Annotated in this window: 10 protein-coding genes; 7 read left to right on the top strand and 3 right to left on the bottom strand. The window is 44.9% G+C overall.

Translation table 11 applies throughout. The features are described from left to right. A partial coding sequence (locus A3766_RS01635; protein ID WP_197479168.1) for an aminopeptidase occupies positions 1-695 on the bottom strand: 695 nt, incomplete at its 3' end. Positions 696-879: 184 nt separating this feature from the next. On the opposite strand from A3766_RS01635, the gene A3766_RS01630 reads away from it, so the two are divergent. After that, complete coding sequence (locus A3766_RS01630; RefSeq protein ID WP_068511635.1) at positions 880-3537, top strand: cation-translocating P-type ATPase; 2658 nt, start codon at positions 880-882, stop codon at positions 3535-3537. A gap of 339 nt (positions 3538-3876) precedes the next feature. On the opposite strand, the gene A3766_RS01625 is transcribed toward A3766_RS01630, so the two are convergent. Both A3766_RS01625 and A3766_RS01620 read right to left on the bottom strand, forming a co-directional pair. Beyond that, positions 3877-4422: a PaaI family thioesterase gene (locus A3766_RS01625; protein ID WP_082865366.1), complete on the bottom strand. Its 546-nt coding sequence runs from the start codon at positions 4420-4422 to the stop codon at positions 3877-3879. A 92-nt stretch (positions 4423-4514) separates the two neighbouring features. Beyond that, a complete protein-coding gene (locus A3766_RS01620) occupies positions 4515-5351 on the bottom strand; it encodes a hypothetical protein (protein WP_068512640.1) in 837 nt (278 codons plus the stop codon). 296 nt (positions 5352-5647) lie between these two features. On the opposite strand from A3766_RS01620, the gene A3766_RS01615 reads away from it, so the two are divergent. The 6 genes from A3766_RS01615 (at position 5648) to A3766_RS01595 (ending at position 12875) form a co-directional block, all read left to right on the top strand. After that, complete coding sequence (locus tag A3766_RS01615; protein ID WP_068507627.1) at positions 5648-6097, top strand: chemotaxis protein CheX; 450 nt, start codon at positions 5648-5650, stop codon at positions 6095-6097. A gap of 78 nt (positions 6098-6175) precedes the next feature. After that, on the top strand, positions 6176-7084 hold the full coding sequence (locus A3766_RS01610; protein WP_068507629.1) for a response regulator: 909 nt from the start codon (positions 6176-6178) through the stop codon (positions 7082-7084). A gap of 214 nt (positions 7085-7298) precedes the next feature. Continuing rightward, complete coding sequence (locus A3766_RS30105; protein ID WP_068552894.1) at positions 7299-8516, top strand: FMN-binding protein; 1218 nt, start codon at positions 7299-7301, stop codon at positions 8514-8516. Positions 8517-8585: 69 nt separating this feature from the next. Further along, positions 8586-9452: a 4Fe-4S binding protein gene (locus tag A3766_RS30100; protein ID WP_068764603.1), complete on the top strand. Its 867-nt coding sequence runs from the start codon at positions 8586-8588 to the stop codon at positions 9450-9452. Positions 9453-9561: 109 nt separating this feature from the next. After that, on the top strand, positions 9562-11475 hold the full coding sequence (gene nosZ, locus A3766_RS01600) for a TAT-dependent nitrous-oxide reductase (RefSeq protein ID WP_068507631.1): 1914 nt from the start codon (positions 9562-9564) through the stop codon (positions 11473-11475). 47 nt (positions 11476-11522) lie between these two features. After that, entirely contained in the window at positions 11523-12875 is a 1353-nt protein-coding gene (locus tag A3766_RS01595) for a nitrous oxide reductase family maturation protein NosD (RefSeq protein ID WP_068507633.1), read from the top strand. Positions 12876-12908: the final 33 nt, after the last annotated feature.

Here is a 12908-nt window from a genome sequence, read left to right as displayed (position 1 = left end):
GCTTTTGCTTGCTGATATTCTTGATATTTATGTGTTTGACTTTGGTTCTTATACCAAAGCTCAGCGCCAATCGTACCAACAGCCGTAGCGAAGTTTTCGTTAAATTTAGTATCATTTTTTATATAGAGCTTGCGATGAGAAATCTCATGTATCAACAACTCGACCAGATATACTTCATCCGTAAATATGAAACTACTTAACAATGGGTCGTCAAAAAAACCTAAGGTAGAATAAGCCCGCACGCCCCCCACTCGAGTTTCAAAGCCTTGTTTTTCAAGTCTCAAGGCTTCAGCTTTGGCCATAGATTGATCGTAATAGCCTCTATAGGCCAAACACCCAAGTATTGGGTAGCACCAAGTATAAGCATCCAAAGACAGTTCAGACGCAGCATAGACATTCCAAACCGCATAGCGTCGGCCTAAGTCTGTATAACTGGTATATGCGTCATCGACTGGTAGATTGAGTTCCTTGCTGGCAAAATCTCTAAGCGCTTGAGATAAAATCAGACGCTTTCGAAGCTCCTCAGAGGTTTCATCATCCGCTAGCAGTGTCTCAACAGGCTCTCGATTCCACAAAAGAGAGGTTTGGCCATTTAACAAATGTGAATAATAACTAACTGAAGAACAAGCACTCAGCAAGGTCACAGACGACAAACACAGGGCACCAAGCCCCAAAACCTTTAATCGCTTTCGCAAGCACTTCCCCTTTTTACGACAAAGCCTCGAAGGCTGGCTTGAATTATAAAAAGAGCTTTTAGATTCGAGCTCTTAAGTGACCCGCATCAAGATTGGTGAATACTGAATATCGTCATTCACTAGAAATCATTTTATGATTAGATCATTCTTATGAAGAAAGAATCTGACCACAGGATTAGAATCTATGTCAACAAAGTGGCACACCTTAAATACTGAAGAATGCGCAGAAGCTCTGAATTCAATAATAGAAAAGGGCCTAAGTAAACAAGAAGCGCAGGAACGTTTAACTACACAGGGAGAAAATATTCTGGAACAGGCCAACACCCGCCCTTGGTGGAAGGTGATCATGGCTCAGTTTCAGGATGTAATGATTATGGTGCTACTCTGCGCGGCGGCGATTTCCGGTCTAGTCGGTGAAGCCGTGGATACACTTATTATCCTTTGTATTATTGGCCTCAATGCAATATTGGGCGCTTTTCAAGAATTCCGGGCTGAAAAAGCGATGGCTTCTCTTAGAGCCATGGCGACACTCGAGACGCTGACTTTACGCGATAGCAAATGGCAGACTATTTCCAGCACGCAACTCGTCCCTGGCGATATTATTAGCCTGGAGGCCGGCAACGTAGTGCCTGCCGATGTTCGCCTTGTCGAGGGCAAGGATATTGAGTGTGATGAATCATCACTGACAGGTGAATCTCTTGGTGTTGATAAACGTGTCGAAGCACTTGAACACGAAGATACCTTGCTCGCTGAGCGCAGCAATATGCTATTCAAAGGCACTCAGATCAACAGGGGCTCAGCTCAATGCATTGTCACTGCCACAGGCATGGAAACCGAGCTGGGGAAAATAGCCTCATTGCTAAAAAGCGCTAAACAGAGCCATACGCCACTCCAGAATAGGCTAGCCCTATTCAGTAAGCGTCTCGCTATCAGTATTGTGTTTATATGCCTGGTTGTGATTGTCCTTGGCCTTATTCGGGGTGAACCCTGGTTATTAATGCTGCTAACCGGTATTAGCCTAGCTGTGGCAGCCATTCCCGAAGCCCTACCTGCTGTTGTAAGTATTGCCTTAGCCTTAGGGGCAGCAAAAATGATCAAGATTAATGCCTTGATGCGTAACCTACCTTCTGTCGAGACCTTAGGCTCGGTTAGCTACATCTGCTCTGATAAAACCGGCACTCTCACTCAGAACAAAATGCACGTAGACAAGCTAATTACACCTGAAAGCAAACCTTACGCCCTGAACAGTTTGGCTCAAAGCTCGCACCTTGCACATGTGCTCTCGCTCAACAATGATGTCAGGGTTAGTCGCGAGATAGAGCAGTCTAGTGGCGAACCGACAGAGCTAGCCTTGTTCAACTGCGCAGCCCAAGCTGGCTTCCTAAAAACAGAACTTGAGAAATCGCTTCCGCGCGTTGCCGAGTGTGCCTTTGACTCTAACCGAAAGCGTATGACTACTGTACACAAGCTAATGGGTGAACCCCACACACCCTTAATTTCTTATACGAAAGGGGCACCTGAAGCAGTACTTTCCTGCTGTAGCCAAGCTTTTACCCAAGCCGCAGAAGTGCAGCAGTTTGATCGTGATCTCTGGCTAGATATTGCAGAAGACCTTGCGACACAAGGCTACCGAGTACTCGCTTTCGCTATGAAGAACTTAAATGACGGCGACACTTTCGATCAGGAAACGCTTGAGTCACAGATGACTTTCCTAGGCTTAGCCGCATTGATCGACCCTCCCCGAGAAGAAGCCAAAGAGGCCGTTCAACAATGTAAAACAGCTGGTATCACACCGATAATGATTACCGGGGATCATCCTGCAACAGCTTTGGCAATTGCGAAACAACTCGATCTGGTTCCAGCTAACGAGTCAGCGAATAGCAGTGAACATCACCCCAGTGTCATTACCGGGGCTGATATGGCATCGATTGATGATATTGAACTCCAACAAACTGTTCAGTCAACGCAAGTTTATGCGCGAGTCTCACCAGAGCAGAAAGTCCGACTGGTAAATGCAATTCAAAGCAATGGCGAATATTGCGCAATGACTGGAGACGGAGTGAACGATGCCCCAGCACTCAAAAATGCCCACATAGGTGTCGCTATGGGGAAGAATGGCACTGACGTAGCTCGTGAAGCTTCTGATATGGTGCTACTCGACGACAACTTCGCCACCATCGTCAAAGCAGTCGAACAGGGTAGACGAATCTTCGATAATATTCGAAAATTCATAAAATATACGATGACCAGTAACTCAGGTGAAATTTGGGTATTACTGCTCGCACCTTTTTTGGGTATGCCTATTCCCCTGCTGCCTATCCACATTCTTTGGATAAACTTGGTTACCGATGGTTTACCTGGATTGGCCCTATCTGTCGAGCCAAAAGAAAAAGGTGTCATGGCCAGAGCGCCACGCCCACCAAATGAAAGTATTTTTTCTCACGGTATGTGGCAACACATTGTATTTATAGGTTTTTTAATCGGTGCACTATCTCTCTTCGCCCAATATTGGGCCCTAGAGTACAGCCCCGACTACTGGCAATCAATGGTATTTACCACGCTGACTTTATCCCAGCTCATGCATGTCATGGCAATTCGTTCAGAAACCTTGTCTCTGTTTTCTATCGGGTTCTTTACCAATAAGGCCTTAATTGCGGCATTGATCAGTACTCTCGCACTGCAATTACTTGTTATTTACACGCCACTAGGTAACGAATGGTTTAAAACTCAGGCACTCCCCATGACGGAGTTATTGATCTGCTGTGGACTAGCTTTAGTAGTTTTCTTCGCCGTAGAAGGCGAAAAGCATTTGGTAAGAAAAGGCTGGCTATATAAGAAATAAACGAGGTAAAAATAAAGAGGTTCAGAGTCGAATGGCACTTACTTAAGGAGAAAATGGCGTCATTCCCTTGAACAAGGGAATCCATTGTTTTGAGGCTAACTCAATGAAATTGAAGGACCATGACTATCGCTAACCTAAAGATTTCTAGTCTTTTTTAACTCTCTAGGTCAGCCAAACGGCTGAAAAACAATGGATTCCCGCCCCGCCCAGGCGGCCCTCTCTTGCTGCGCAATTCACCTTGTGCGCGGGAATGATGAGTTTCGGGGCGAAATCAAGCTTAAGTAAGTGCCATTCGGGTCAGAGTCAAAAAAGCCAACTGAACTCTGACCCAAATATTACTTAGCGCATTCTTACCTGATAATTCGCGTAGCTTTTCGCCACTATCGTACCTTCAGCGTCTTTAACCTCACCTTCCAGGACAAAGCTACTCTTGCCTTCTGCCAAGGTTTCTTCTTCCAGGCGGGCTAGTTCTTGGTCAGATAAACCAAACTCAACCGTGACATCAGTTTTGGCAACCTTGATGAATTCCATCTTTAAGTCGACTAAGACAGGATAAAAACGCTCATCAAAGCTCAGCATTGAAATAATGCCCCCAGGAATTTCGGCGACGGTAAATAGCGCGCCTGCGTACATGGCATTAAAGTGATTCTTGTTTGGCTTAAGGGGAATACCTGCTTTCAAAAAGCCGCGCTTTACCTCAAGTACTTTAAAACCATTTCGCGTCGCAAAAGGAATCGCCTGACCAACAAACTTGGTCAACAGAGCCGTCATTGCGGTGCTTTGAACTTTGGAGACAAAGCCTGAAGCGTCTGACTGAGGTTTGTTTGCCCAGTCACGCATGCGATTTTGTAGGTCTTGATTGATAGACTGAAGGTAGCTCATCATGTGGCCATCTTCCTTAAAGTAATTTGAAGGCGCTAGACTACCAGCCTGAGCAAGGCACGCAAGTGATATTCACTTAGTAGAAAAAGGGTACGCTAGGCAGCACCCGAGTTGCCATAACTAATGAAACGCTGCTCAAGCATTTCATACTCTTTTTTCAAGCGGTTCAGCTCGTCTTGCAATTCTTTAGGGGACTGACTGTTTTCTGCGAGGTCGACATAGTTGCTTTCGAGGGTTTCGCGCTCAGCTTCAGAACGTTTCAGTTTTTGCTGTGCCTCTTCAAGCGACTGCTTTAATAGGTAGGCTTCACTGTTGTCCGCCTTGAGATCATCAAGCTCTTTGGTCATAAGTGATGAATTAATTCGTAATTTCTTAATCTCCTTCACTTTCTCGTCCAGTTGTTCCGAAAGCTGCTGTGTTTTTTCGATTAACGATTCTTCTCTCTCATTGCTTGTATCAACAGCATCAACAACCCTCTTTAGGCTTGAAACTTTATTAGCCTCTTTTTCAATGTCTCGGCTAGCTTGCTGATATTGAACATTCATTGAGGTAATCCGCTTTCCTGATTCTTTCAAGGAGGCTTCGAGTGCCTCAATATGTTCAAGCAAACGCTGCCGCTCAGAATCACTAAAGGCTTGCCGGTCATTCTCAGATGTCATATCTTTAAGTTGCGAGCTCAAACTTAATTGCTGGCCGGACAATTCATCCAGTTTGTTCATTCCATCTTCGACAGACTCTTCCTCACCTTCTGAATCAGGCGCAGTCTTGCCTACCGTTTTTCCATCGTAGGCATATTCAAAAGTATGATGTTTCCCCGGCTTAAGCTTTGTCAGCTTATGCTTCAAAAACATAATGTAAGCGACGCTAATGCACAAACAAGCAAAGGTGCCGATTAGCAGCTGAATAATGATGTAATTTGTATCTGTCGGCATAATGTCTCTTCTTGGGCCATCCTTGATACGCAATCTTTCAACAAAAATTGCCTAAATTAAACGTAAATTTATTCTAATCGTAAATATAGTCTTATTTTGTTCATTTTTCTGTTGTGAATAATACAGTTTTTTACGTCATAACATCCATGTTCTGTAATATTTTGTTATCACCGACAATTATTCAGAGCAAAAATAAAATTCTTTTCTATACTGGAAGGTAGCCGATTTCCTTCTTTCGTTAAGAGATTCCACTATGCACGTGAAGCAATGCGTTTAAAAAACAGGATGCTGACAGAATGAACAAGCAAACTTTTTATAGCTTGCTATCAGGTGTGTGGACTAAGCTATTTGGTGCCGAGCTCAAATATATTGAGCCCCAGCCTCATCAACAAGAATGCATTTTAGAGTGCTTTGTAGAAATACCTATCGTTGGCCAAAACAATTTTTTAATGGTTTTAGCAATGCCAACAAAACTTAGCTACAGGGCCGCCTCTCTATTATTTCAGCTACCGGAAGAAGAGCTCAGCAAAAACGACGCAAATGACGCGCTCTGTGAATTAGGAAATATCCTGGCAGGCCAAGTACAACTCGAAATAAGCGAAGATACACACTTAGATGTGCCGATCCAGCTTACGAAGGAACAAGCGCAAACGCTAATGCAGGATATTGAGCCGGATTGGGAAGTCTTTACGCAGGATGAAGACGGAACAACCATATATGCCGGCGTATTTATTGGACAAAGTTAGCGCAATGAATAAACTATCGCTTCAAATAATTAATAAAGCAATTCAAACACTTGCTATATACAAAGGGTCTTATCCGCAATGAAATTTCTTATCGTAGACGATAGCCGTGCCATGCAAGTTATTGTTAAACGTGGCCTAGAACAGCTGGGTTATAGCGACAATGAATACAAGACGGCAAATAACGGAAAAGATGCGCTTAATATAGCCAAAGACTGGACGCCTGACCTAATTCTATGTGACTGGCATATGCCGGAAATGACAGGAATTCAGCTGCTGCAATTATTGAATAAATTGGAACTACCCAGCAACATCGGGTTTGTCACCTCAGAAACCTCTGAGAGCCGTTTAAAAGAAGCGAAAGAAATGGGTGCATGTTTCATTGTAAACAAGCCCTTTACCGATGAAGATTTGCATAAAGCAGTTCTGCCTATCCTCCAAGGCGCAATAGAAGGTGAGGATGCTTTAAAGCAAGATACAGCCGTAACTTGCGACAAAGGCATCACACTACCTACGGCAGCCGCATTCGATAAAGCCATTAATGCGGTCACCAGCTCTTCGGTTAAACTCACCGAAAAAACAACCGAGCCACTCAATTACGAGCACCTTCCCTTCATTACAGGTATTTACGCGATATCAGGCACCTCGTCTATTCGTAGTATCTGCGTACTCGATCTTGAAGCAAGCTGTTTTTTGGGTTCCGCTCTGCATAACCTGCCGGTTGAAGATGCGCTTGACTCAATACAGAAAAAGGCAATCCCAAAGCAGCTTCTCGAAAACTGCGGCATGGTACTCAAGGTAATTTCGGTTCTATTCTTCGACCAAAAAAGTGGCACGGACCTAAAGCTGGAAAACTTCCACCTGATCGCCAAACCATTCGATAAACTAGATGCGTTAAGTCGAAAAGGCGGTAACCAGCGCATGGATTTTGAGCTCTGTATAGATGGTTATGGGAAGGGCCGAATGTCGGTGATCGCAGTTAATCGCTAAGTTAGTTATCTATTCCGTTCATTTGTCTGGACCTTATATTTAACCTCGCTCCCTTACTCAATCTATTATCACCTTATACACTCCTATCACCTTGGGGGTATAAAGTTGATTAGGGTCAACTGCCCTGCTTTTCTTCGTTTCTCTTCGCTACAGATCACTGTATTAATGTTCGCAACGTCAATGGCTTACATTAAATATTGGATCTACAGACGAGATGAAATACCCTTTTGATGGAACAAGCTTTTCCCTTAGGAATTTGTATCTATTAGTTTCCTGTCTATTTATCTGCCTTATCGGCAGCCCTGCTTTTTCTGCCGGGCTTGATATCACGCCAATTAAAGCCCCTCTTCCCTTTATCCAAGAGGCTTTCCCGAATGCCAGCTCGATTTCTGAAAAAACTGGCGACCCTCAAATCAAAACGATTTTCCAAGACGAGCAAGTCATTGGCTACGCCTTTGAAACAGATGATGTCGCGCGTATTCCTGCCTACTCCGGTGAACCCGTCAATACACTTGTGACGTTGGATACTCAAGGAACAATCATTTCTGCCAATGTTCTGGAACATCATGAACCTATCTTGCTGGTAGGAATTCCAGAGCAAGATTTATGTGACTTTACGGACCAATACCAAGGGCTAAAAGTTAACACCAAGGTAAAAGTCGGCACGGGAACAGAAGAGAACACCGAGTATCTCGATGGCGTATCCGGTGCAACCGTCACTGTGATGGTGATGAACATGGGGATTATTCGCGCCGCCAACGAAGTGGCGATCGCGCATGGCATCATCGAAGCCTCTGAATTTGCCTCACAGGCTGCGGCCACGATTAATCAAGAAGTCTACCAGCCTTCCGACTGGCAGACCCTGACAGGCAACGGTGCGATCCGACGTTTCCATTTGAACAATTCCAAAGTCGATGATGCTTTCATGGCAACTGAAGCTGCGGACCAGGCAGCCCCGCTTGAAGAAAAAGAAGACACTTTTGTCGATCTATATTATACGCAATTGAATATCCCGACAGTCGGCCGTTCACTCTTAGGTGACGGTGAATATGAATGGATGATGGAGCAACTAAAGCCCGGCGAGCATGTAATAGGTTTACTCGGAAACGGCTATTCCTTTAAAGGCTCTGGCTATGTTCGCGGAGGAATATTTGACCGAATCGTCATTCACCAAGGTAAAAATGAGTTCAGCTTCAGGGATACCGAACAATACCGAATTAACGACCTATATGCTGCGGGTACGCCGCACTTTAAAGAAATGTCGCTGTTCATTGTCAGCGAGCATCATAAGTTTGACCCCGGACAACCCTGGCAAGTCGAGCTACTTATTCGCCGCCAGACAGGCCCTATTGAAGGCGTCTTTACCAGTTTTAAACCAGAGTATGCCGCACTCGAAGAGTTTTTAATTAGGCCTGAACCGCCAGAAATCTAAGAAGAAAAAGCGCTATGGGAACAGGTTTGGGAAGATAAGAGTACGGCAACGAAACTGCTGGTCTTCAGCATGTTGGTTCTCACCCTTGTATTATTCATACAAGATTGGTTAGTTAAGTTCCCTCGCTTTATGCACTATTTCAGAATTGGCTTCCTTCTTTATACAGTAGGGTTTATTGGCTGGTACTGTAAGGGACAGCTGTCCGTTGTCAATGTACTTACCTTCGTTCAATCGCTGATGAACGACTTCAACTGGGAAACCTTCCTCCTCGACCCGATTATTTTTGTACTTTGGGTTTTTGTCGCTGCCACAGTCTTAATGTGGGGCCGAGGTGTTTACTGCGGCTGGTTGTGCCCCTTCGGTGCCTTGCAAGAGCTGATAGGCGAAATCGCGATGAAGCTACGCATTCCTCAGCTACATATTCCTTTTGTTATTCATGAGCGTTTATGGGCGATTAAATACCTAATTTTGCTAGCTTTGTTTGGCTTATCACTGGAGTCCCTGGCTGTCGCAGAAACCTATGCCGAAGTGGAGCCTTTCAAAACAACTTTCCTGCTGCGCTTCGATCGCGATTGGCCCTTCATTCTTTACGCGGCCGGGCTTCTGGTTACGTCAATATTTAATCGTAAGTTCTATTGCCGCTACGTCTGCCCAATGGGTGCAGCCATTGCTATTCCTTCTTTCGCTCGCCTCTTCGACTGGCTAAAACGCCGAAAAGAATGCGGCAAGCCCTGCCAGCTTTGTGCCCAAGAGTGTGAGATCGGAGCGATTGCTCCTACTGGTGAGATTAATATGCGCGAATGCCACTACTGCCTCGATTGTCAGATGACTTATCACAGTAAAGAGAAATGCCCACCACTTGCCAAAAAATACCGCAAAGCAACGAAAGAAGCGCCTGTCGAGCCGGTTCGTATTGTCAACCAAGGAGGCTCATAAGATTCGAATACAAAAGAAAAACACACAATAAAAGCAATTAAAGAATTAGCAGTACAAACAACGAAGTAAGAAGTTCTCTATCACAACCAGGAACAACTTGGAGATCATTATGACCGACATAAATAAGGAAAACCCTGTCGACCGCCACGTCGATGATAGTCCTGAAAAAGAAGGCATGAGCCGTCGTAAATTTATTGGTGCAACCACTTTAGTCGGTGGTGCAGGTGTTGCTGCGTCAACACTTACCGCATCCATGTTTTCAGAACTTGCTCAGGCAAAAACGGCCGAGAAAATGGCTGCTAGCGCCCATGTAGGGCCAGGTGAGCTCGACGAATATTACGGCTTTTGGAGTGGAGGTCACTCAGGTGAAGTTCGCATACTTGGCCTACCTTCAATGCGTGAGCTAATGCGTATTCCGGTATTCAACCATGAAAGCGCGACTGGCTGGGGTCAGACCAACGAAAGTAAAGCAGTCATGGGTGAATCTGCCAAGTACTTTAACGGTGATGCACATCACCCTCATATGAGTATGCAAGATGGCCGCTATGACGGTAAGTATGTTTTCATCAACGATAAAGCAAATACTCGTGTAGCACGTATCCGCTGCGACATTATGAAAGCCGATAAGATGATCGACGTTCCAAATGTACAGGCGATCCATGGTTTAAGGGTTCAGAAAGTACCTCATACCAAATATATATTCTGTAACGGTGAATATGAAATTCCATTACCGAATGACGGACGTGATTTGGATGACCCTAGTAAATATTTCTCCATGTTCAACGTCATTGACGCTGAGAAGATGGAAATGGCTTTCCAGGTCATTGTTGATGGCAACCTTGATAATACCGATGCCGACTACGACGGTCGTTTCGCTGCATCAACCTGCTATAACTCTGAAAACGGCGTAACGCTACCTGAAATGATTTCAGCTGAGCGTGACCATGTTGTTGTATTTGATATTCCAGCGCTTGAGAAAGCGGTTCAGAACGGTGACTTCAAGACAATCGGCGATTCCAAAGTACCTGTAATCAATGGCCGTAAAGGTTCCAAATATACTCGCTATATTCCGGTACCCAAGAGTCCTCATGGCTTGAACACTTCACCAAACGGTGAATACTTTGTGGCTAACGGTAAGCTTTCACCAACCGTTTCAGTGATTGCGATCAAGAAGCTGGCTTCACTATTTGATGATAAGATCAAACCTCGCGATACCATCGTTGCAGAGCCAGAGCTGGGCTTAGGGCCGCTTCATACAGCCTTTGACGGACGCGGTAATGCTTATACAACCGTCTTTATCGATAGTCAGGTGGTTAAGTGGAACGTGGAAGATGCGATCAAAGCTTATCAAGACAAGAAAGTTAATTACATTCGCCAAAAGCTGGATGTTCATTATCAGCCAGGTCACCTTCACACCACCATGGGTGAAACCCGTGATGCTGATGGCAAATACCTAGTCTGTCTCTGTAAGTTCTCTAAAGACCGATTCTTACCGACGGGCCCACTTCGTGCCGAAAATGATCAGTTAATCGATATCTCCGGCGATGAAATGAAGCTGATTCACGACGGCCCGACCTTTGCTGAGCCTCACGATTGTATGATCGTTCATCGAAGCAAAGTGAAGCCAAGCAAAATCTGGAAGCGTGATGACCCCTTCTTCGCTGAAACCGTTGCTCAAGCAAAGAAAGATGGTGTAAATCTTGAAATGGACAACAAGATTATTCGCAAGGGTAACAAAGTGACGGTTTATATGACCTCGGTTGCACCAAACTTTGGCCTGAACAAATTTACCGTTAAGCAAGGCGATGAAGTCACCATGGTGATCACTAACCTTGATATGGTAGAAGACGTAACTCATGGTTTCTGTATGGTCAACCATGGCGTCAGTATGGAAATTGGCCCTCAGCAAACCCAGTCAGTGACCTTTACCGCCGACAAGGTTGGCGTACAATGGTTCTACTGTCACTGGTTCTGCCATGCACTGCATATGGAAATGCGTGGCCGAATGTTAGTCGAAGCTTAAACCCTTTAAGCTTTAGCTAACTGCTAAAGGCGAAAAAGAAGTACAAGATGTCACAACCATCTCGAATACTGCTGGAAACACAGCAGAACAAACAGAAGCACAGTGCGTATATCCTTATGCTGTGCCTCTGTACCTGTCTGATAGTGGTGGCATCTCTTTTATCCTCTTCAGCCTATGCTCAAGAGATAAGGATTAATTCTCAGCTAGACCTACAAGCTGTTCTCGATAATGCCTCTCGAGGCGATACGATAGTCCTCTCTCCCGGTGTTTACGCCGGTAACTTTGTTATTCGACAGAGTCTCACTATTCAAGGTGAAAAGGGCGCTATCATCAACGCCCAAGGCATGCATGACGGGATTCGAATAAAAGCTCCACATGTCACCATTGAAAATCTGACAATAGAAAACTGGGGCGATGATTTAACGGCAATGAATGCCGGCATCTTTATTGAAAAATCGGCACAAAATACAACCATCAAGAATAACCTGCTTCATGGTGATACTAGCGGTATTTGGTTAGATAAATGCGATGGTGCAAAAATTATCAACAATAAAATAAGCGGTAACGAGCAGATGCGCTCAACCGACCGAGGCAATGGTATTCATCTATCCGTTGCGACCAATACCGAGGTTCGTGGCAACGAAATCTGGCATACCCGTGACGGAATTTACATTATTTCTAGCCAGAACAACCTGCTCACTGAAAACCATATGCACGACCTTCGCTACGGGGTTCATTACATGTACTCCCACAGCAATACCGTCACCAAAAACAAAGCGGTACGAACCCGTGCAGGCTATGCGCTCATGCAATCCAGAAGTCTCACTGTCAATCATAACCAGTCACTCGATAGTGAAGACTACGGCATCTTATTAAACTTTATTACCTATTCCACCTTAACTAACAACACGATTGATGGCGTGCGTCAAAGTGAGGCACGTCACGTTGAGGGTGCCGATGGTAAGGGCTTCTTTATTTATAACTCGCTGCACAACAAAATTCTAGACAATGACGTGAGTAATGCAGAAATCGGTATTCACCTGACAGCAGGTTCCGAGAACAATATTATTGCTAAAAACACCTTTATCAAAAACCAGACTCAAGTGAAATACGTCGCGACCCGCAAACAAGAATGGAGCCTCGACGCCCAAGGTAATTACTGGAGCGACTATTTAGGCTGGGATATGAACAATGATCAAATTGGCGATACCTACTTCGAACCCAATGACAGTATCGACAAGCTACTATGGAAGTTTCCTCAGGCAAAAATGCTAATGGATAGCCCTGCAGTATTGTTACTACGTTATATCCAAAAACAATTCCCGGTACTTAAATCGCCTGGGGTAAGAGATAGTTTCCCTCTCATGACACCGCCCGCTCGTAAGGTAGCCAGCCCATGACGTCCCCTTCTTCTGACCTCGTTGTTAAGCTTG

This window comes from Oleiphilus sp. HI0132, from assembly GCF_001635845.1.
The sequence above is the reverse complement of the archived record's forward strand: the minus strand, read 5'-3'. Positions and strand labels throughout refer to the sequence as shown.

What these genes read in the sequence shown, in the direction of transcription:
- A3766_RS01630 (WP_068511635.1), top strand. Translation starts at nt 880, where the DNA reads ATGTCAACAAAGTGGCACACCTTAAATACTGAAGAATGCGCAGAAGCT.
- A3766_RS01625 (WP_082865366.1), bottom strand. Translation starts at nt 4,422, where the DNA reads ATGATGAGCTACCTTCAGTCTATCAATCAAGACCTACAAAATCGCATG.
- A3766_RS01620 (WP_068512640.1), bottom strand. Translation starts at nt 5,351, where the DNA reads ATGCCGACAGATACAAATTACATCATTATTCAGCTGCTAATCGGCACC.
- A3766_RS01615 (WP_068507627.1), top strand. Translation starts at nt 5,648, where the DNA reads ATGAACAAGCAAACTTTTTATAGCTTGCTATCAGGTGTGTGGACTAAG.
- A3766_RS01610 (WP_068507629.1), top strand. Translation starts at nt 6,176, where the DNA reads ATGAAATTTCTTATCGTAGACGATAGCCGTGCCATGCAAGTTATTGTT.
- A3766_RS30105 (WP_068552894.1), top strand. Translation starts at nt 7,299, where the DNA reads ATGAAATACCCTTTTGATGGAACAAGCTTTTCCCTTAGGAATTTGTAT.
- A3766_RS30100 (WP_068764603.1), top strand. Translation starts at nt 8,586, where the DNA reads ATGTTGGTTCTCACCCTTGTATTATTCATACAAGATTGGTTAGTTAAG.
- nosZ (WP_068507631.1), top strand. Translation starts at nt 9,562, where the DNA reads ATGACCGACATAAATAAGGAAAACCCTGTCGACCGCCACGTCGATGAT.
- A3766_RS01595 (WP_068507633.1), top strand. Translation starts at nt 11,523, where the DNA reads ATGTCACAACCATCTCGAATACTGCTGGAAACACAGCAGAACAAACAG.